This is a genomic window from Streptomyces sp. AM25 (assembly GCF_058146165.1).
Genome location: NZ_JBKIWN010000004.1, coordinates 81639 through 101383, shown reverse-complemented (window position 1 = coordinate 101383; position 19745 = coordinate 81639). Strand labels below are relative to the sequence as shown.

At 73.2% G+C, this 19745-nt stretch carries 18 protein-coding genes and 1 tRNA gene; 7 read left to right on the top strand and 12 right to left on the bottom strand.

The features are described 5' to 3' along the window. The first annotated feature begins 26 nt into the window (after positions 1–26). Together ACLHRZ_RS06575 and ACLHRZ_RS06570 are read left to right on the top strand one after the other, a co-directional pair. Positions 27–251, top strand: coding sequence for a DUF397 domain-containing protein (locus ACLHRZ_RS06575; RefSeq protein WP_490417315.1), 225 nt, complete (start codon positions 27–29; stop codon positions 249–251). Positions 252–362: 111 nt separating this feature from the next. Further along, positions 363–863, top strand: a complete 501-nt coding sequence (locus tag ACLHRZ_RS06570; RefSeq protein ID WP_490417314.1) for a hypothetical protein — start codon at positions 363–365, stop codon at positions 861–863. Here the strand turns inward: ACLHRZ_RS06570 and ACLHRZ_RS06565 are convergent. The 6 genes from ACLHRZ_RS06565 to ACLHRZ_RS06540 all read right to left on the bottom strand — a co-directional run bounded on the left by ACLHRZ_RS06565 (position 841) and on the right by ACLHRZ_RS06540 (position 9133). After that, positions 841–3099 carry a glycoside hydrolase family 31 protein gene (locus ACLHRZ_RS06565; RefSeq protein ID WP_490417313.1) on the bottom strand — a complete coding sequence of 753 codons (2259 nt, stop codon included), beginning with the start codon at positions 3097–3099 and terminating at the stop codon, positions 841–843. The genes ACLHRZ_RS06570 and ACLHRZ_RS06565 overlap by 23 nt on opposite strands. Before the next feature lie 9 nt (positions 3100–3108). Continuing rightward, entirely contained in the window at positions 3109–5358 is a 2250-nt protein-coding gene (locus ACLHRZ_RS06560; RefSeq protein WP_490417312.1) for an FUSC family protein, read from the bottom strand. A gap of 207 nt (positions 5359–5565) precedes the next feature. Continuing rightward, on the bottom strand, positions 5566–6795 hold the full coding sequence (mshC, locus tag ACLHRZ_RS06555) for a cysteine--1-D-myo-inosityl 2-amino-2-deoxy-alpha-D-glucopyranoside ligase (RefSeq protein WP_490417311.1): 1230 nt from the start codon (positions 6793–6795) through the stop codon (positions 5566–5568). 135 nt (positions 6796–6930) lie between these two features. Beyond that, complete coding sequence (locus ACLHRZ_RS06550) at positions 6931–7779, bottom strand: SCO1664 family protein (protein WP_490417310.1); 849 nt, start codon at positions 7777–7779, stop codon at positions 6931–6933. Further along, entirely contained in the window at positions 7743–8333 is a 591-nt protein-coding gene (locus ACLHRZ_RS06545) for a DUF3090 domain-containing protein (RefSeq protein WP_490417309.1), read from the bottom strand. The genes ACLHRZ_RS06550 and ACLHRZ_RS06545 overlap by 37 nt, the downstream gene beginning before the upstream one ends. A gap of 98 nt (positions 8334–8431) precedes the next feature. Then, a complete protein-coding gene (locus ACLHRZ_RS06540) occupies positions 8432–9133 on the bottom strand; it encodes a histidine phosphatase family protein (RefSeq protein ID WP_490417308.1) in 702 nt (233 codons plus the stop codon). 65 nt (positions 9134–9198) lie between these two features. Here ACLHRZ_RS06540 and ACLHRZ_RS06535 point away from each other — a divergent pair, with 65 nt between their 5' ends. Beyond that, the gene (locus ACLHRZ_RS06535; protein ID WP_490417307.1) at positions 9199–10182 is read left to right on the top strand and encodes a magnesium and cobalt transport protein CorA; all 984 of its coding nucleotides are present in this window, start codon (positions 9199–9201) and stop codon (positions 10180–10182) included. 15 nt (positions 10183–10197) lie between these two features. On the opposite strand, the gene ACLHRZ_RS06530 is transcribed toward ACLHRZ_RS06535, so the two are convergent. Both ACLHRZ_RS06530 and ACLHRZ_RS06525 read right to left on the bottom strand, forming a co-directional pair. Then, positions 10198–10986 (bottom strand): ferritin-like domain-containing protein, encoded by a 789-nt coding sequence (locus ACLHRZ_RS06530; protein ID WP_490417483.1) that lies wholly within the window; start codon positions 10984–10986, stop codon positions 10198–10200. A 205-nt stretch (positions 10987–11191) separates the two neighbouring features. Continuing rightward, entirely contained in the window at positions 11192–12241 is a 1050-nt protein-coding gene (locus ACLHRZ_RS06525) for an LLM class F420-dependent oxidoreductase (RefSeq protein WP_490417482.1), read from the bottom strand. Between the two features lie 168 nt (positions 12242–12409). On the opposite strand from ACLHRZ_RS06525, the gene ACLHRZ_RS06520 reads away from it, so the two are divergent. Continuing rightward, positions 12410–13393 (top strand): aldo/keto reductase, encoded by a 984-nt coding sequence (locus tag ACLHRZ_RS06520; RefSeq protein ID WP_490417306.1) that lies wholly within the window; start codon positions 12410–12412, stop codon positions 13391–13393. Continuing rightward, positions 13390–15498 carry a helix-hairpin-helix domain-containing protein gene (locus ACLHRZ_RS06515; RefSeq protein ID WP_490417305.1) on the top strand — a complete coding sequence of 703 codons (2109 nt, stop codon included), beginning with the start codon at positions 13390–13392 and terminating at the stop codon, positions 15496–15498. Before ACLHRZ_RS06520 ends, ACLHRZ_RS06515 begins: the two co-directional genes overlap by 4 nt. A gap of 22 nt (positions 15499–15520) precedes the next feature. Here the strand turns inward: ACLHRZ_RS06515 and ACLHRZ_RS06510 are convergent, their stop codons facing one another. Then, positions 15521–16276: a hypothetical protein gene (locus ACLHRZ_RS06510; RefSeq protein WP_490417304.1), complete on the bottom strand. Its 756-nt coding sequence runs from the start codon at positions 16274–16276 to the stop codon at positions 15521–15523. A 47-nt stretch (positions 16277–16323) separates the two neighbouring features. Here ACLHRZ_RS06510 and ACLHRZ_RS06505 point away from each other — a divergent pair, with 47 nt between their 5' ends. After that, positions 16324–16512, top strand: coding sequence for a DUF5703 family protein (locus ACLHRZ_RS06505; RefSeq protein ID WP_171080410.1), 189 nt, complete (start codon positions 16324–16326; stop codon positions 16510–16512). 82 nt (positions 16513–16594) lie between these two features. On the opposite strand, the gene ACLHRZ_RS06500 is transcribed toward ACLHRZ_RS06505, so the two are convergent. The 3 genes from ACLHRZ_RS06500 to ACLHRZ_RS06490 all read right to left on the bottom strand — a co-directional run bounded on the left by ACLHRZ_RS06500 (position 16595) and on the right by ACLHRZ_RS06490 (position 19377). After that, complete coding sequence (locus ACLHRZ_RS06500; RefSeq protein WP_490417303.1) at positions 16595–17497, bottom strand: chaplin; 903 nt, start codon at positions 17495–17497, stop codon at positions 16595–16597. A gap of 153 nt (positions 17498–17650) precedes the next feature. After that, positions 17651–17884, bottom strand: a complete 234-nt coding sequence (locus ACLHRZ_RS06495) for a chaplin family protein (RefSeq protein WP_490417302.1) — start codon at positions 17882–17884, stop codon at positions 17651–17653. A gap of 152 nt (positions 17885–18036) precedes the next feature. Further along, positions 18037–19377, bottom strand: a complete 1341-nt coding sequence (locus ACLHRZ_RS06490; RefSeq protein WP_490417301.1) for a M20/M25/M40 family metallo-hydrolase — start codon at positions 19375–19377, stop codon at positions 18037–18039. Positions 19378–19621: 244 nt separating this feature from the next. Here ACLHRZ_RS06490 and ACLHRZ_RS06485 point away from each other — a divergent pair. Beyond that, positions 19622–19709, top strand: a tRNA-Leu gene (locus ACLHRZ_RS06485). Positions 19710–19745: the final 36 nt, after the last annotated feature.

The window sequence follows — 19745 nt, the reverse complement described above, 5'->3', positions numbered from 1 at the left end:
CCTTCCACCAACCGGGAAGGTTCACCATGACTGACCTGTACGGGCTCGGCATCGACGACGCCCAATTCGCCAAGGCGTGCGGAGGCAACACCCACCCCGACGGCGAATCGTGCGTCATTCTCGCCCGCATCGGTGAGGATGCCTACGCCCTCGGCGACAGCAAGCAGCCCGACGCCGAGCCGCTGAGGTTCACCACCGCCGAGCTCAATGCGGCGGGCATCGACCCCGCACGCTTCGGCCTCATGGCCTGACCGGCCCCACAACAGCAGCCTCCGGGGCCGGCTGCCCCGGTAAGACCTGGCGGCATCCGCCTTCTGGGGAAGGCGGATGCCGCCTCCAACTGTTCCGGACAGGAAGACCAGTTGCACGTTCACGGGTACCTCTGGACCGGCGAGAAGAAGGACTTCGACAAGGAGAGCATCCGTCGCCCGCCGCCGTCCGTCGCACCGACCGCCACCAGCCCCCACGATATCCAGGAGCGGCACCGGGAAGCGGTCACGGAGTGGAAGACCACCGGCGTACCGCCGGTCGGGACCGCCCTGTGGCTGCTGAAGCCAGCCCGACTGATCCAGGGCACGTGGGACGAGCCGAAGGAGGCCGCGGAGTGGCTGGGGGAGCGATTGGCCGAGCATGCACCCCGGTTCGCTTCCGACCGCGACCAGGACACAGCCCGGCTCACCGTCCTCACCGACTCCGCTGCGGAGCGGCTGGCGCAGAGCGGTGACGTATCGCTCGGGTTGTACCTGCGAGGGACCCTGTTCCTGTCAGTGGCGCTGGTGGTGTGCTCCCCGAACCGGGCGGAGCCGGGGCTGAGTTGCCCTCTCAGCCCCGGGTCTCCCCTCAGTCCTCCAGCACCACCGTGAACCCCCGCCCCGTCGGCAGCGCCGCCGTCTTCACATGCGCGACCCCGCCTCGGTCAGCCGTGTCGTACCACCACCCCTGCGAGGCACTCGCAAACGCCGCCGCCGACTCCAGGCGCGGAAGCACCCGCCCGTCCAGCGTCACCGCGTCCGGCCCTGCCCCCATGTGCACCGTGAACTCGTACGGGCGCGCCGCCTGCTTGCCCTTGAAGTCGCCCTTCGACGCGCCCACATGGAGCGTCGTGTCACCGGCGCCGTCCTCCCCCGGCCCGCGTACCGTCAGCGTCTGCTGTGCGTACGCGCCCGTCCGGTGTGCCCGCGTCACGCCGTCGTCCTCGTACAGCGTGAAGGACGACCGCCCCTTCGAGGGGTACACATCCCATGCCAGCGGCGATGACGCCGTGCGGTCGCGGTACGACCTGATCCCGGGCCACATCGGCACGTTCGCGCCCGACTTCACGAACAGCGGCAGCGTGTCCAGCGGCGCGCGGTAACCGTCCACCGTGGTCGGGCCCTCGTACGTGCGTCCCGTCCAGTAGTCGGTCCAGGTGCCCGCGGGCAGGTAGATGCCGTCCCGCACCTCCTTGTCCTCGTAGACCGGCGCCACCAGGAAGTACTCCCCCGCCAGGAACTCGTACTTCGCCGCGTCCGACGCCGCCTTCGCATCGTGCGGGTACTCCAGGGCCAGCGGGCGCACCGGGCCCACGCCCGTGCGGGTCGCCTGGGCCGCGTACGTGTACATGTACGGCAGCAGCGCTTCCTTCAGCTTCAAGTACTTGCGGTTGATCGACGTGTACGGATCCCCGTACCGCCACGGCTGCTTGTCGCTCGGCGCCCAGCCGTCCATCGTCATCACGGACGGGAGGAACGTCTTCCACTGCAGGTCGCGGACGTACGTCTGCGGGCTGCCGCCGAAGATGCCGTCCACGTCGCCCGTCGTGTACGCCAGACCCGACATCGTCGCACCCGCGTACGTCGGGATCTGCCAGCGGATGTAGTCCCACGAGCCCTTCTGGTCGCCCGACCACTGCACTCCGCAGCGCTGGGCCCCCGACCAGCTCTCCGGGGCCCAGGTGAAGCCCCGGGCGTCGCTGTTGGCCTCGATGCCCTGGTACGCGTCCTTGCAGCCGTCGAGCGCGAACTTGTAGCCGTCGCCGACCCAGGCCACGTCCAGCTTGGCGACCCGCTGGCCGGACTTCACCTGGTCGGCCAGCTTCGTCAGGCCGTCCTCCGTCCACAGGCCCATCGCCGCCTTGCGGTCGCCCAGGCCCTTGTCGACCTCCGCCAGGTTCTCGTAGCCGCAGCCGTAGCCGTCGTTGACGAGCATCCAGCCGAGCGGCATGTCGGCGGCCCGGTAGCCGTCGGCCACCTTCAGAGCGTCCAGGGTGTGGCGTTCACCGCGGTTCTTGTTGTGCAGGTAGCAGTCCGAGTCGCCGATCTCCAGGCCGTAGAGCGGCGGGAGGAACGGCTTGCCGGTCAGCCGCGTGTATGCGCCTATGACGTCTTTCGGCGTCCTGCCCGCGAAGTAGTACGCGTCGAAGCGGTGTTCATTCTCCGTCGTCGTCACCGGGTCGTCGAAACGGTACGTGCCCGGCGCGTACGTGTTGCGGAAGACGCCGTAGCCCGCCGACGACAGGTAGAACGGCACCGAGTTGGGGTGGCCGCCGTCGTCCCAGTTGTAGTCGACGCCCACTTCCACCGTCTTGCCGCGGTGCGATGTGTTGCCCCGGCCGTTCTGCATTCCTGCGCCGTAGAACTGCTCGTCCGCGCCACGGGCCAGGGTCTGGGTGGTCTGGTCCTTGTCCCAGCTCAGTCCCTTGCTCTCGGACCACAGCCGACTGCCGTCGGCCCGGTGGAGGGCGAATCGCAGCGGGGACTTGTACACGCGCAGGGTGACCCGGGACGTGCTCAGCTCGTACCGGTCGTGCCGCTCCCGCCAGCGGGTGCGCGGCGGGCTGCCCTGGGGCAGCACGATGTCCTTGCCTGTCGGATCGGCGAACACCCCGTCGGGCGCCAGCTCCAGCCGGAACGTCTCCTCGCCGGCGAACGAGACCCGCGCTGTCGCGTCGCCCGCCCGTATCCGGTAGACGGGCCCTTCGGCCGCGAATCCGGTGACGTCCCCGACGGTGGCCGCCCCGTCCCCGTCCCCGTGCGCGCTGCCGGCCGGGCCGGCCAGTGCCACGGTCAGCCCGATGACGGCGCCGACGACCATGCTTCTCAGTCGCGTTGGTTTCCTCATGCGGCGTGCTTAGCGCCTGCGGCGGAGGGGATCCATGGACGGGCGCCACGGGCTCGTGGACTTCCGGTCGGCGCGGGCCGCGTCGCGGGCCACCGCCGTGAGCCAGGCCTCGGTGTCGGTGATCAGGAGGGTGTGGGCGGTCGGGATCTCCCCGGCGGTGCGGTCGGCGAAGTCCAGTGGGCCGGAGCGGAGTTCCGGGTGCCGCTCCGTCGGCACCGGTCCCGGGCTCCCCGCGCCGCGGAGGAACTCCGCGGCACCGCGGCACACCTCCCGTACGGCGTCGGCCAGGGCGGTCAGCTCGGCGGCGGCCGCGGGCGACGGCGGGTCGTGCGGCGCCGTCTCGTGCCGGCCCAGCAGCAGCGAGCCCCCGGTGACGACGTCGTAGCCGGGGAGCATGTACGCGCCCCAGGGCGGATCGTCCGACCGCCGGGACGCCTGTTCCGTCCGGTACTGGAGGTGGGTCGTCTGGGCGAGGAGCATGGCGCGCCGGGCGGGGTACAGCGGATCGGGTCCGTGGCCGGCGAGGTGGCACAGTTCATCGGTCACGGTGCGGCAGCCCTCGCCGGCGCGGTCGAGGAAGTCCGTCACGGCGCCCTGGAGTTGGCCGTGCGCCCCTCGGGGCCAGGCGAGCAGCGCGGCGACCGCGCCGATGGCGCCGCCCACGACGACGTTGAGGATGCGCAGCGCGGGCAGTCCCCAGTCGGCGGCCCCGATCTGGCCGAAGATCAGCACCATGGCGAGCGTCACCATCGCCTGCGTCCACCAGGGCCGGAGCAACGGGCAGACGGTGAAGCCGACCAGGAACGCCACCGGCGTGACGGCGGCGTAGAACAGCGGGCGGTCCCCCACCACGATCAGCATGGCGGTGGAGAACGCGGCTCCGACGGCCGTGCCCACGACCGCGGGCACCAGGGCGGTCCGGGTGTCCGCGGCGGAGGTCCGCATCAGGCCGAGCACGGCCAGCAGCACCCAGAAGCCGTGCGGCAGGTTCAGGGTTCCCGCGATCAACCGGGCCGCCGCGAGGGCGACGGCGAGCCGGACGGCGTTCTGCAGCAGCACCGAACGGGGGCTCAGATGCAGCCGGAGTCTCCAGCACCACCAGACGGGGGCGGAGACGGCGGCATAGGCGAACGGGCCGGTGCGGGACGGGCCCCCGCCGGGGTCCGGGCGGCTGCCGAGGGCGATCCGGGCCGCCCGGCAGGCCAGCAGCACCGCCTCCGCCACCGCCCGCACCGCTGCGTCCTGGCGCAGCCGGAGCGGGGTCGGGCCGCCGGCCAGGGCACGCGCCCGCCGGTCGTCGAAGTCGTGCAGCGCCGTGGCGAGCCGGCCGTCGGACGGCCCCGGTGTGCCCCGGTCCAGATCGCGGGCGGTGTCCTCCAGCCGGGCCGCCGCGGTCTCCAGGAGCCGGGCCGCGGCCGGGTCGGGCTCCCGGGCGTCCTCCAGGACGTCGTCGATCCGGCCCCTCAGGTACCCGGCCGCCGCCCGGGTGTGATTGAGCCCCCGGTCCCGCAGCGAGACCGAGGCGGGCCGGGCCGCCGGCGGCACCCGGGAGAACAGGGTGCCCTCCAACGCCCGCTCGGCGTCCCGCCGTTCGGGCGCCGCCCCCTCGGCACCCGCCGTGCCGGCCACCGGTCCGGCCGCCGCGGCGCAGTACGCGGACAGGGCCCGCATCGCCTCCGCCAGCCGCAGGCGGTAGGGGGCGGGCGGCGGGTCGGGCCACAGCAGCAGGTCCACCGCGGCGGTGAGCAGGATGCCCACCGTGAGCCCGGCCAGCCGGTCGCCGAGCTGCCCGGGGGCGTAGGGCGGGAAGCAGGGCAGGACGTAGTACAGCTGCAGCGCCGCCGCCAGGGCCGCCGGCCGGGGGCCGGCGGCCCCCAGGAACGAGACCGCGAACCCCACCGCGAGCAGCCCCAGCGCCGCCGCCCAGTCCCGCACCGCGAGCAGCGTGCCCGCCGTGACCAGGGCCGCGGCCGCGGGCAGCACCAGGAGCAGCGCCACGGCCCGCTCGCGTGCCGGTCCGGGCAGCTTGCTGAAGAGGATCAGGGGCAGGGCGCCGAAGACGGCGTACAGCGCCATCACGGGCTGGTGGAAGCCGTAGCCGAGGACGTAGAAGCCGGTGCATCCGGCGAGAACCAGCCATACCGCGCGGCGCGCGGCCTCCGGTGCGCCCTCGTGCCGCAGCAGTCTGCGGGGACCGGATCCGGCCGACGGGGCCTCCGCGGTCTCGGTCCCGGGCTCGTGCAGCCGCCACGGCGTCATAGTCGTCACTGTAAGTGGCCGCTGTCGGGCGGCAACCCGTGGACGTCCGGTACGTCGTCCGCGGGTGCGTCGTGGCTGGTCGCGCCCACGCGGCGGAGCCGCACACCGAAACGCCCCGCGCCCCTTCGGGGCGCCCCGCTCAGGGCGTGTCCCGACACGCCGAGGGGCGCCCTCCGCAATCGGAGAGCGCCCCTCGTGAAACGTGCGTTACAGCGCCACACCCAGCAGCGCGTCCACGGCCCGCGACACCAGGCCGGGCGCGCCCGGGTCCGTTCCGCCCCCGGCGGTCTGGGCCGCGGCCCAGCGGTCGACGGCGGCCAGGGCGGCCGGGGAGTCCAGGTCGTCGGCGAGGGCTTCGCGGATCTCCTCGACGAGCGCGTCGGCGGACGGGCCGTCGGGGCGGGAGACCGCCGCGCGCCAGCGGTCCACGCGCTCCAGGGCCTCGTCGAGGACCGCGTCGGTCCACTCCCAGTCGGCACGGTAGTGGTGGGCCAGCAGGGTGAGCCGGATGGCGGCGGGGTCGACGCCGTCACGGCGCAGCTTGGAGACGAAGACCAGGTTGCCCTTGGACTTCGACATCTTCTCGCCGTCCAGGGCGACCATGCCCGCGTGCACGTAGGTCTTGGCGAACGGGTGCTCGCCGGTGAGCGCCTGCGCGTGCGAGGCGCCCATCTCGTGGTGCGGGAAGATCAGGTCGGAGCCGCCGCCCTGCACGTCGAAGCCCATGCCCAGGTGGTCCAGGGCGATGGCGACGCACTCGATGTGCCAGCCGGGCCGGCCCGGGCCGAGCGAGGCGCCGTCCCAGCTGGGCTCGCCCGGGCGGGCGGCCATCCACAGCATCGGGTCGACGGGGTTCTTCTTGCCGGGGCGCTCCGGGTCGCCGCCGCGCTCGGCGGACAGCAGCCGCATCGCCTCGGCGTCGAGGTGGGAGACGCCGCCGAAGGACGGGTCGGAGGCGACGGAGAAGTAGACGTCGCCGTCGAGCTCGTAGGCGGCACCGGCGTCGCGCAGCCGCTCCACCAGGGGGACGATCTTCGGTATCGACTCCACGGCGCCCACGTAGTGCTGCGGGGGCAGCATCCGCAGGGCGGTCATGTCCTCGCGGAAGAGGGCCGTCTCGCGCTCGGCGAGGGCGGTCCAGTCCTCGCCGTCGCGCACGGCCCGCTCCAGCAGCGGGTCGTCCACGTCGGTGACGTTCTGGACGTAGTGAACCTGCCGCTTGGTGTCGAGCCACACGCGCTGCACGAGGTCGAACGCGTTGTAGGTCGCCGCGTGCCCCATGTGGGTGGCGTCGTACGGCGTGATGCCGCAGACGTAGATACGGGCGACGGGACCGGGGGCGAGGGTCACCCGTCCGCCGGTCGCGGTGTCGTGGATCCTGAGGTCGCGGCCACTGCCAGGCAGGGCGGGCACCTCGGAAGCGGGCCAGGCATGCATGCCCCGAGCGTAACCGGATGCGGGTTCCGGATACGAACCGGATCCGGTGGTTGGCCGAACCTGCCCTCTTGCGGCAGTTGAACACGGCCCCCACTTGAACGGCGCTCGGCGCTCCGCCGGAGGTCCGGCGCTCCGTTACACCGGCGGCCAGGGGATCGCCGGCCACTGTCCGCTCGGTTCGCGGTGCCGCCCCGTGCGCAGGAGTTCCGCGACGCGCTCCCGGAGCGCGTCGATCTCGGCCGGGGTGAGCAGCTCCGCCAGCCGCCCGGCGAGAGGGCTCCCCTCGGCCAGATCGGCCGAAAGCCGCCGCAGCGCCTCCACCGCCTCCTCCGGCAACGGCTCCCCCGCCCAGCCCCACAGCAGGGTGCGCAGCTTGTCGTCCGCGTTGAAGGTCACGCCGTGGTCGATGGCGTAGAGCCGACCGTCGGCGGCGGGCAGCAGGTGGCTGCCCTTGCGGTCTCCGTTGTTGATGACGGCGTCGAGCACGGCCAGCCGGCGCAGCCGCTCGTCGTCGGCGTGCACGAGCAGCGCCGTGCGGTCGTCGCCGACGTCGGCGTAGCCCACGGCCTTCCAGCCGGGCCCGGGCTCCTCCCCCTCGACGAGGGCGAGCAGCGCGGGCTCGTCGGCGACCTCGTCAGTGGCGTCGGATCCGTCCGAGGCCTCTATCCACAGCTGGCACATGCCGGGCCCGTACGGCCCGTCCCGCAGCACGGTGGGCGGGACCAGGCCCCAGCCCATGGCCTCGGAGAGCTCGTAGGCGGCGACCTCGCGCTGGGCCAGCGTGCCGTCCGGGAAGTCCCACAACGGGCGTTCCCCGGCAACCGGTTTGTAGACGCAGGCGGCGCTGTGGCCCTCGTACTCGACCGTGCAGTACAGGACGGCGTTCGAGGCCCCGCGCACCTGCCCACGGACCGTCAGCTCGCCCCGGGAGAGCAGCTCGTGCGGGGTCACGCTCCGCGGCGGTATCCGTTCTGGCGCGGGCATACGTGTCCCTCCGGGTCGAGCGGCAGGCTGCACAGCGGGCACGGCGGGCGGCCGGCGTTGACGACCTCCAGGGCGCGCTTGGCGAACGAGCGGGCCATGGTGCCGGTGATGCGCACCCGCAGCATCGGCGGCCCGTTCAGCTCGTCCTGCAGCAGCCGCTCCTCGGCCTCGGCGAGGTCCTCGTCGGTGTCGGCCTCCAGTTCGACGAGGGCCTGTGCCTCGACGACCATGCGCTCGCTCTCCCCGTCCCAGGCCAGGGCCATGGTCCCGACCCTGAACTCCTCCTCGACGGGGGTCTCCAGGGGTGCCGCGTCCGCGAGCTCCGCGGGGGCCACGGCGGGGACGGGGGCACTGCCCCCGGTGCGCCGGACCACCTCGTCCAGCAGTTCGTCGATGCGCTCGGCGAGCGCCTCCACCTGGGCCTTCTCCAGGGCGACGGTGGTGACCCGGCCGGCCGCGCTGGCCTGGAGGAAGAAAGTGCGGCGGCCCGGCAGCCCGACCGTACCGGCGACGAAGCGGTCCGGCGGGTCATAGAGGAACACCTGACGGGACAACGTCCTGCTCCATGGGGTTCGGTGGTCGGAAGGTACGGATCCGGGTGTGGTGCCGGCGGCCCCGCCTCACCACGTCCCCACCCTACTGCGCACGGCGATCACGGTGCCCCCGCACCACCCCCCACGGCCGCGTCCCCGCTGCCGGGCCCGGCGCCGGGGACCTCCTCGTGCGGAGCGAGCCCCGCGAGGTCCCCGGTGTCGCCGAGGCGCATCAGGAACGGCCGCAGCCGCGTGTAGCGGACGGCGCTGACCGAGCACGGGTCGACGGCGATCCGCTGGAACTGGTCGAGGTGCAGGCCGAGCGCGTCGGCGACGATCGCCTTGACGATGTCGCCGTGCGAGCACATCAGGTAGACCGCATCGGGCCCGTGCTCCCGCTCGATGCGCTCGTTCCAGTCGCGCACGGCGTCGACAGCACGGGCCTGCATGGCGCGTACGGACTCGCCGCCGGGGAAGGCCGCGGCGGACGGGTGGCGCTGCACGACCTCCCACAGCGGCTCGCCGGCGAGCTCGGCGATCTTGCGGCCGGACCAGTCCCCGTAGTGGCACTCGCCGATGCGCTCGTCGGTGTGCAGCGGCAGCTGCGGACGGGCGGCGAGCAGCGGGGCGAGGGTCTCCCGGCAGCGCTGCAGCGGGCTGGTGACCGCGGCGGCCAGCGGCAGGGCGGCGAGCCGGCCGGGAAGGGCGGCGGCCTGCGCCGCGCCGCGCTCGTCGAGGGCGACGCCCGGGGTCCATCCGGCGAGCAGGCCCCCGGTGTTGGCGGTGGACCGGCCGTGCCGGACCAGGATCAGCGTGGGCATGGGGGCCAGCCTACGACGACCGGCCCGGGTGTACCGGAAGCAGGGCGAGACGCAAGAATGCCTGCGTGATCGTGGACTGCGCCATCTACCGGGACGGGCGCCGCGCCGAGGGCCCGGCCGACTTCTCGGACGCGCTGGAACAGGCGCGCAGCCAGGGCGACTCCTTCGTCTGGATCGGGCTCCACGAGCCCACGGAGGACGAGTTCGCGCTGGTGGCCGAGGAGTTCCGGCTGCACCCGCTGGCCGTCGAGGACGCGCTCAAGGCGCACCAGCGGCCGAAGCTCGAGGCGTACGACGACTCGCTGTTCCTGGTCCTCAAGCCCGTGACGTACGACGACGAGCGGGACACCGTCACCGCCGGCGAGCTGATGCTGTTCGTCGGCGACTGCTTCGTCGTCGCCGTCCGGCACGGCGGGGGCGGCACGCCGGCCCGGGCGCGGCAACGGCTGGAGCAGGACCCGGAGCTGCTGCGGCACGGTCCGACGGCGGTGATGTACGCGATGAGCGACGAGGTCGTCGACCGCTACACCGACGTGGCGGCCGCCCTCCAGGCGGACCTGGACGAGCTGGAGGCGGAGGTCTTCGCCCCGGTCGGCACCGACAACAAGAACACCGCGGCGCGAATCTACTCGTTCAAGCGGCAGCTCGTGGAGTTCCGGCGCGCGACCGTCCCGCTCACCGTGCCGCTCGCGCGGCTGTCCGGCGCCGGACTGCCGTTCGCGGACGAGCGGTCCCGGCCGTTCTTCCGCGACGTGAGCGACCACCTGGCCCGCGCCAACGAGTCCGTGGAAGGCCTGGACCGGCTGCTGTCCGACATCCTCTCGGCGCACCTGGCGCAGATGGGCGTCCAGCAGAACGACGACATGCGCAAGATCTCGGCCTGGGCGGCCATGGCCGCGGTCCCGACGATGATCGCCGGGGTCTACGGGATGAACTTCACGCACATGCCCGAACTGCGGCAGCCGTGGGGGTATCCGGTGGCGGTCATGGTGATGGCGGGGCTGGTGGTGTGGCTGTACCGGATGTTCAAACGGCGCGGCTGGCTGTGACAACAGCCGGGCCGGTCAGACGAATTCGGGGTGCCGGGGCGCCGGCCCGCCCAGGGCGTTGCGCCGGTGCGGCATGCGCAGCGTGACCATCCGCCGCCATCCGACGAGGCGTTCGTAGGCGTACAGCCCGTGGACGGCCGCCGCGAGGACGGCGGACCTGCTCCGGGGCCAGCACAGGATGCGGCCCATGTGCCGCACCACGGCGAGGCTCACGTCACGGTGGACGGCGATCTCGGCGAGGGCGCTGCGGCGCAGGGCCCGGCGGATCGTCCGGCCGTGCCCGGCGGCGGCGAGGCGCAGCAACTCCTCGTGGCAGTAGGCGAGATGATTGCTCTCGTCGTGGCAGATCACGGTGATGGCCCTGCCGACCTCGGGGTGGTCGCCGAAGTGCTCGACGAGCATGTCCATCCGGTCGGCCGCGCGCTGCCCGGTGACCCTGCCGTGGGCGAGGTAGGCGACGATGTCCCGTTCCGTCAGCCGGTTTTCGCCGCGCAGCCTGTCGTGCGGCAGGCCGGTGCCGCGGCGCTCCAGGAGCATGGTGTAGTCGGTCTCCGGGGGCACCTCGACGGGCTCCAGGCCGCGCTTGTGCAACAGGGTCCGGAAGATGCGGCCGTGCTTGTCCTCGTCGGCGCCGTGCCGGGCGATCTTGGGGGCGAGGGTGCGGTGGCGTTCGGGGACGAGGGCCGCGATCCGGCCGTTCCGCCGGCCGCCCCGGGCTCCGCCGCTCGCGGCGATCGAGCAGAAGAGCCGGAAGGACTCGTTGTCGCCGAGGACCTCCTGGAACAGACTCCTGGCCGAGAGCACCACGGCCACCTCCGTCTCCGCACCGTCACGATGACATTCGCGAAATCCCAGTCAAATGCCGTGCATGAACGGCGGCAACAGGGGACGGCATGCACTCGGCCGAACGGGGGCCGTAACCCGTGGCGCGTACGGGCGTTGTGCTGGTGTCGGCCGTGGCGGGGAAGCCTCCCCCGAGCCCCCACCACGGCCGCAGAAGTGTCCGCGCCTACGCCAGCCCGGCCCGCTCCAGCGCCTCGACTCCGGTCCGCAGGGCCGTGATCCGCTCGTCCAGTGTGAACCCCGCGGGAGCGAGGGACAGCGTCGTCACGCCCGCGTCGGCATAGGCCTGCATCCGGTCGGCGATCCGCTCCACCGGGCCGAGCAGCGTGGTCGAGTCGATCAACTGCCGCGGCACGGCGGCGGCCGCGCCCTCCTTGTCCCCGGCGAGGTACTTCTCCTGGATCTCCGCCGCCTCCTTCTCGTAACCCATGCGCTGCGCCAGCTTGTTGTAGAAGTTCTGCTTGGCGCTGCCCATGCCGCCCACGTAGAGGGCGGTGTACGGGCGGAAGAGGTCGGCGAGCGCGGCCGGGTCGTCGCCCACGGCCATCGGGACGGTCGGCACGAGGTCGAAGCCGTCGAGCTCCTTGCCCGCCTTGGCCCGGCCCGCGCGCAGCGCACCGAGCGTCGTCTCCTCGGCGTGCTCGGGGGCGAAGAAGACGACGAGGGCGCCGTCGGCGATCTCGCCGGTCTGCTCCAGGTTCCTCGGCCCGATCGCCGCGATGTACAGCGGGATGTGCTCGCGCACCGGGTGCACGGTCAGCTTGATCGGCTTGCCCGGGCCGCCCGGCAGCGGCAGCGTCCAGTGCTCCCCCTCGTGGGTGAGCCGCTCACGGGACATGGCCTTGCGGATGATCTCGACGTACTCACGGGTGCGGGCGAGCGGCTTGTCGAACTTCACCCCGTACCAGCCCTCGGACACCTGCGGGCCGGAGACGCCCAGACCCAGCCGGAAGCGGCCGCCGGACAGCGAGTCGAGGGTCGCCGCCGTCATCGCCGTCATGGTGGGCGTACGGGCGGGAATCTGGAAGATCGCCGAACCCACGTCGATCCGCTCGGTCTGCGCGGCGACCCAGGAGAGCACGGTGGGGGCGTCGGAGCCGTACGCCTCGGCCGCCCAGCAGACGGCATAACCGAGCCGGTCGGCCTCGCGGGCCACCGCCAGGTTGTCCGCGTCCATCCCGGCTCCCCAGTAGCCGAGGTTGATTCCGAGCCGCATCCGAGACATCCGGGCACTCCCTACCGATCAGTAACGTCGTCGTTCCCGGGACTGTAGCGCGCCGACCAGGGCTACGTCACCGGGCGCCGGAGGCGGGCAGGACCCGTTCCGGCTTCGTGATGTGCCATGGCCTCTTCCCGGTCGCGTCGGCAAGTAGGGTCACCCGCTATGGAGTACAGGCATCTCGGCCGTACGGGCCTGCGCGTGTCCCGGCTCGGGCTCGGCACGCTGACCTGGGGCCGGGACACCGACGAGCACGACGCGGCGGAACAGCTCAAGACGTTCCTGGAGGCGGGCGGCACGCTCGTCGACACCGCGGACGTCTACGCGGACGGCGGCGCCGAGTATCTGCTCGGGCAGCTGATGGAGGAGCTCGTCCCGCGCCGCGACCTGGTCATCGCGACGAAGGCGGGCAGCGTGCCCGACCCCGACCGGCGGTTCGACGGCTCGCGCGGGCACCTGCTCGCCGCGCTCGACGCCTCCTTGGAGCGGCTCGGCACCGACCACGTGGATCTGTGGCAGCTGCACGCCTTCGATCCGTTCACGCCGCTGGAGGAGACCCTGCAGGCCCTCGACCTCGCGGTCACCAGCGGCCGGGCCCGCTACGCCGGGGTCTCGGGCTTCTGCGGCTGGCAGCTGGCCAAGGCGGCCACCTGGCAGCTCGCGGCGCCCGGCGTGCGCACCCGGCTGGCCAGTACGCAGATGGAGTACTCGCTGCTGCAGCGCGGCATCGAGCGCGAGGTACTGCCGGCCGCCCGGGACCTGGGGATCGGCGTCCTGCCCTCGTCGCCGCTGGGGCGCGGCGTGCTGACCGGCAAGTACCGGCGCGGGACCCCGGCGGACTCGCGCGGCGCCTCGGACCAGCTGGCCGCGCTCGTCGCGCCGTATCTGGACGAGGCGTCGGGGCACATCGTCGACGCGGTCGCCACGGCGGCGGACGGACTGGCGACGACACCCCTGCACGTGGCCCTGGCCTGGGTCCGGGACCGGCCCGGCGTGGTCGCGCCGATCGTCGGGGCGCGGACGGCGCAGCAGCTGGCGGCGGCGTTGTCAGTGGAGGCCCTTACGCTTCCGGACGAGATCTGCAGGGCTCTCGACGACGTGTCGGCGCCCGTGCACCGCTATCCCGACCAGGACTGGAGCACGCTGTGACTACCGATCGCCCCGCCGAGGGAGCCGATTCCGCTGCCGCGGAGGGTGCCGGTGCGCCCGTGGACGACCCGGCGCAGGGCGGCGCGTCCACAGGCGCCGGCCGCGGGGCCTCCGGTGCCCCGGAGTCCGGCGCCGCCCCGCACGGGCCCGGAGCAGCCGGCAGCGAGACGGGCTCCCCCGCCGAGGGAGCCACTGCCGCGGAGGCCGACGGGACTCCGGGTCCGGAGGGCGGGCGGCGGTCCGCCGCCGCCGAGGCGCTGGCGGCCGCCGTGCGGGCCGTGGAGAGCGGGGAGCGGTCGGCCGCCTCCTTCTTCAACGAGCCCGCCGCGCGGCCCGCGGCGCGGCCCGTGCCGAAGCCGGCCCGGACCCCGGCGGCCCCGACGGCCCCGTCGGCGCCCGTCCGGCGGCAGCCGGTTCCCCCGGGGGCCGGGGTGCGCGAGATGCTGGCCGCCGGCGGGGCGCCCGAGTCGTTCGCCGGGCCCGCGACCGAGGTCCTCGGCGAGCAGGCCGCCGAGGTGCTGCGCGAGGATCCGTGGCAGTTGCTGGCGGTGCCGGGCGTCCGTCCGGAGCAGGCCGACGGGTTCGCCCGGGCGCTGCTCGGGGCGGAGTGCGGTCCGGGGGACGAGCGCCGGGCGCGGGCCCTCGTGGTGTGGCTCCTGGAGCGTGCAGTGCTTGCGGGGCACACGGTGCTGGAGTCCTCGGTCCTGCGCGCCGAACTGGCCCGCCGTTCCGTGCCCGACGCGGATGAGGCGCTGCAGGCCGCCATCGCCGAGGGTGCGGTGCTGGTGTTCCAGGAGGGCGAGGCGGACGAGGAGGCGGAGGAAACCGCCGACGTCCGGCTGCTGTTGGGGCTCGACCGGTACGCCATGGCCGAGGAGAGCCTCGCCGACGGCCTGGCGCGGCTGCTCAACAACGGCCCGGCGGAGGCCGGTTCGGAGTGGGAGGAGGCCGCGGAGGCCGCCCCCTCCCCCTCCGCCGCCGAGCTCGTGCGTGCCGCGGCCGGTTCCGGGCTCGTGGCGCACAGCGGCGGCGAGGCGGCCCGTGCGGAGCCCGTCGCGCTGGTGGCCGCCGCCCGTTCGCTGGGGCTGCGTGCGTGCGCCGCCGCGTACACCGAGGACGGCAGGCGCCGGCTCGTCGAGCAGGGCGAGGCGGACGCCGTGACGGTGGCGGGCCTGCTGGCGGGCCGGGAGGGCCCGGGGCGGGACGAGGACGGTGCGCTCGCGCTCGACCTGCTCGCCGTCCTCGATGCGCCCCAGCTGGACGTGGAGACGGCGGCCCTGCTGGTGGAGTCCCTGGCGGACGGCACCCGGCTGGTGCTCGGCGGCGACCCGGGCGTGCTGTGGTCGGCGGGTGCGGGGCGGGTGTTCGCCGATGTGGTGGCGTCGCGCGTCTGCCCGGCCGTGGTGTCGCGCACGCCGGATCCGGGGCCGGTCGGCGAGCTGGTGTCCGGCATCGGCATCGGTGAGCTGAACCGGGTGGAGGCCCCCGGCAAGGAGGTCGTGATCGTCCCCGTGCGGGACGCCGGCGAGGCGGTGCACCGCACGGTGCAGCTCGTCGCGGACTCCGTGCCGCGGGCGATCGGCGTGCCGGCCGCGCAGACGCAGGTCATCACGCCGGGGCACGGCGGCGCCGCGGGTACGCGCGTACTGAACGCGGCGCTGAAGGAGCGGCTGAACCCCGGTCCCGGCCGGTTCGGCGGCTTCGATCCGGGCGACCGGGTCGTGCACGTCCCGGCACCGGGCCGGGCGGTCCCGGGCACGGTGGTCTCGGCGGATGCCGAGGGGCTGCGCCTGGACTGCGGCGGCACCCCGGTCGTCGTCCCGCCGGAGCGGGTCCCCGAGGAGGTGCGGCACGGCTGGGCCGTCACCGCGCACCAGGCCGCCGGGATGCGCTGGCCCGCCGCCGTGGTGGTGCTGCCGGGCGATGCGGCCGGGGAGTTGACCCGGTCGTGGGTGTACACCGCGTTCGGCCGTGGTGAGCGTCATCTGTCGGTCGTGCACGGTGTCGACCAGGCGCTGCCCCGGGCGGTCGCCGAGGTGCCGGCGAAGGAGCGGACCACCCGGCTGCGGTCCCTGCTGGAGGCGCAGCACCGCGCCGCCGGGTGATCCGGAGGAGTGGGGGGAGGGCTCAGCCCTTCCCCTGCCGGGCGCGGACTTCGCTCCCGGCCTCCTCGTCGGCCTCCTCGTCGGTCTCTTCGTCGATGCCGTCGTCGATCCCGTCGTCGAAGGCGTCGTCGCCGAGGTCGTCGAGCTCCTCGTCGAAGACGGCGCTGACGTCGAACCGGCAGATCACCCGCTGCGCTTCGGGCTGTTCGAAGGGTTCCGAGAGCCAGTCCCCCGGTTCCGCGAGCCCGTCGGCCGCGGCCACCCACAGCGTGGAGTCGCCCTCCTCCAGGCCGAACTCCTTGTGCCGGGAGGCGATTTCGTCGGGCTCGTACTCCCCGAAGAGCACCGTGACCGCCGCGTGCACACTGCTGCCCACGATGCCCGCCGCGGTGCCGGCCGCCCCGGCGTCCGCCTCGATGTCGACGTCGGGGTCGAGGTCGGCGACGCGCTGGGCCTGGGCGAGCAGCCGCTGGGGCTCGGCCACCGCGTAGTCCCTGCGGATCAGCACGCTGAGCGCACTCGGCTCCTCCGGCCCCGCGTAGGCGGGCAGGCTGTCGTCCCCGGGGATCTCGAAGGGGGTGACCTCGTCGTAGACGTCGTAGAGCAGCTCGTCGTACGCCTCGGCTGTCGCGGCCAGCTCGTTGAACGCGGCGTAGACGGCCGGGTCGTCCTCGCCCGAACGGCGTTCTACGGCCTCGAGGTGGCGGTCCAGAGCGGCTTTGACCGCCTCGGCGGCGGCCCGTACCTCGGCAGCGGTCGGCTGCGCAGCATCAGACATACTGCAGACGCTATCCGTACCGGGGCTGTTCCCGCACAATAGATGCGATGCCGGAATACGAATTCTGTGATGTGTATGTGCCGCGGGGGGTCTCCCGAGGAGCGGCCACGCGCCTGCTGACCGATCATGCCGAGTACGGACACTGGGAGTTGGACCGCCTGCGCCTGTATCCCGACGGCAGCCGCAGGGTGCGGCTGCGGCGGCGGATCATCCGCCAGCTGCGCGCCACGTGGTGAGCGCGCGGACGGCCGTGAGGACACGGCAGGAGCGGGCCCCGCGATCTGCGGGGCCCGCTCCGTGCTGCGGTGACGTACGGGCTCAGCCCTGCGCGCCCTGCGAGCGGCGGTAGAGGACCGCACCGCCGAGCAGCAGCGCGGCGCTGGCGGCACCGGCCATGCCGACCTGGCCGGCACCGGTGTGCGCGAGCTGGGCGGCCTTGGTGCCGGCCTGCGCCATGGTGGACGGCTGCTCGGGCGCACGGTGCACGCCCTTCACCGCCGTGACGGGCTTGACCTCGTGCGTGCCGGGCGCGCCGGGGGCGTGGCCGCCCGGCTGGTGCTGCGCGGGCTGCTGCTGGTGGCCCGGCTGACCGCCCTCGGAGGGCGGGTTGCCGTGGTGCTGCCCGTGCCCGGGGTGGTGCGGGCCGTGGTCGTCGCAGTCGTCGGACGGGGGCTGCCCGTGGTCGTGACCCGGCTCGTGCCCGCGGGGGCCGCCCTGCTCGTGGTCGCCGCCGCCGTTGAAGCACCCGTTGCCGTCGGCCGAGTTGCCGACGGCGACGACGCCGACGCTGTCACCGCAGGCGTTGACCGGAACGCTGACCGGCACCTGCACGACGTTGCCCGAGGCGATGCCGGGCGAGTGCTCGGCCTTGCCCGCGGCGAGGCCGAGGCCCGCGCCGTGGCCCTCGTGGCCTTCACGGCCCTCGTGGCCCTTGTTGCCGTGGCCCTTGTGGCCCTCGTGCCCCCGGTGGACGTGACCGCCGCCGTTGCTGCAGGTGTTGCCCGAGGCCGAGTTGAGCAGGCCGATCACGTTCACGGTGTTGCCACAGACGTTCACCGGAGCGTGGACCGGGACCTGGACGGTGTTGCCCGAGGCGACACCGGGGGAATGCGCGGCGACGCCCTCGGCGCCGGTGTCCGCGTGTGCGTAGCCGCCGGTGACGGCGAGTACCCCGCTCGCCGCCGCTACGGTGAGCAGGCCCTTCTTGGAGACCTGTCGCATTGCTTCTGCCCCTCTGCTGCTTTTTGCGCTTCTTGCCATGTCGAAAACCGAGCGGCACAGCCGACGGCTCATCGAAACCCCGGCGGCTCCGAAGCGCATGGCGCGCGCTTCGGAGCCGCCCTCCTTCAAACCCTCATGGAAGGGGGCACAACGTCACTCGTTGACGCAGACGTTGCCGTGAGTCGGGTTCAGCAGCCCGACCACGTTGACCGTGTTGCCGCACACGTTGACCGGAACCTGCACCGGAACCTGCACGACATTGCCGGAGACGACTCCGGGGTCGTTCACGGCAGCGCCCTGGGCACCTGTGCCGGCAGCAGCCACCCCCGCGCCCGCGAGCACGAGACCGCCGGTGGCAGCCGCAGCAGCGGCGACCTTCTTGAGCATGGATTCCTCCTTGTTGGCATGCGGTCCCAGCCGCGGACCGCACACCTGTAACGACACGGAGGCAATCGGGCTACGTCGCCACGAGCCCATTCACTCTTTCCGGCTACGAAAGCGCCAAGATCGGGCAGAGTGGCATTTGTTCGGTACTCGACTCAGCACTGATCCAGGAAGCGGTCGAGCACGCGCACCCCGAATTTCAGACCATCCACGGGCACCCGCTCGTCCACCCCGTGGAACATCCCGGCGAAGTCCAGCTCGGGGGGCAGCTTGAGGGGGGCGAAGCCGAAGCAGCGGATGCCGAGGTCGGCGAAGGACTTGGCGTCGGTGCCGCCGGAGAGCATGTAGGGGACGGCGCGCGCGATGGGGTCCTCGGCCTTCAGCGCCGACTGCATCGCCTCCACGAGGTCGCCGTCGAAGCTCGTCTCCAGGGCCTTGTCCGCGTGCACGTCCTCGCGCCGCACGCGCGGCCCGAGGATCCGGTCGAGGTCGGCGAGGAACTCCTCCTCGTACCCCGGCAGGAACCGGCCGTCGACGTGCGCCGTGGCCTGCCCGGGGATCACGTTGACCTTGTAGCCGGCGCCGAGCATGGTCGGCGCCGCGCTGTTGCGCAGCGTGGTGCCGATCATCCTGGCGATGCCGCCGAGCTTGGCGAGGGTCGTCTCCATGTCCTCCGGGTCGAGCGGGGTGCCGAGCGCGTCGGAGAGCTCGTCCAGGAAGGACCGCACGGTCTTGGTGACGCGCACCGGGAACTCGTGCCGCCCCAGCCGGGCGACCGCCTCGCAGAGCTCGGTGATCGCGTTGTCCGTGTTGGTCATCGAGCCGTGGCCGGCGGTGCCGTCCACGGTGAGCCGCATCCAGTGCATGCCCTTCTCGGCCGTCTCGATCAGATAGAGCCGCAGGTTCTCGTTGACGGTGAAGGAGAAGCCGCCCACCTCGCCGATCGCCTCCGTCACGCCCTCGAAGAGCCCGGGGTGCTTGTCGACCAGGTGCCGGGCGCCGTAGGTGCCGCCCGCCTCCTCGTCGGCGAGGAAGGCGAGCACGACGTCGCGCGGGGGCTTGCGTCCCGAGCGCATCCGGTCGCGGACGACCGCGAGCGTCATCGCGTCCATGTCCTTCATGTCCACCGCACCGCGACCCCAGACGCACCCGTCGGCGATCTCGCCGGAGAAGGGGTGGTGGGTCCAGTCGTCGGCGTTGGCCGGGACGACGTCGGTGTGCCCGTGGATGAGCAGGGCGGGCCGGGACGGGTCCTCGCCCTCGATGCGGGCCACGGTCGAGGCGCGGCCCTTGTGCGACTCGAAGATCTGCGGCTCGAGCCCGACCTCGGCGAGCTTCTCGGCCACGTACTCGGCGGCGGCACGCTCCCCCGGTCCGGAGTGGTCGCCGTAATTGCTGGTGTCGATCCGGATCAGATCACGGCAGAGGTCGACGACCTCGCTCTCGGCGCTCCCCGCCCCCGTGCCTCCGCCAGGGGCCGGCTTCGACTCGCTCACGCTGCCTCCTCGTGGTTCATCGGCCGGGGCCCGACTGCGGACGGCCCCCGGCCCTGGGTACACCCGCCATCCTCTCTCGCCCGTTCCCGCAGCCCAAGGCCGCAATACTGCCGACATCAGCCCGCAACGAACGGCTCCGGCCGGGCCCCGGGCCCCTCGCCCGGCCGGGTGATCGAGCACCCCCGGATGTTTGCTATTGTTTTCTCTGTCGCCGCGGGGAACACCCCGCAGAGACAAACACCCGGTCCGGGTGGCGGAATGGCAGACGCGCTAGCTTGAGGTGCTAGTGCCCTTTATCGGGCGTGGGGGTTCAAGTCCCCCCTCGGACACCAGCTAAGACCCCAGTTCACCTGGGGTTTTTTGCTTTT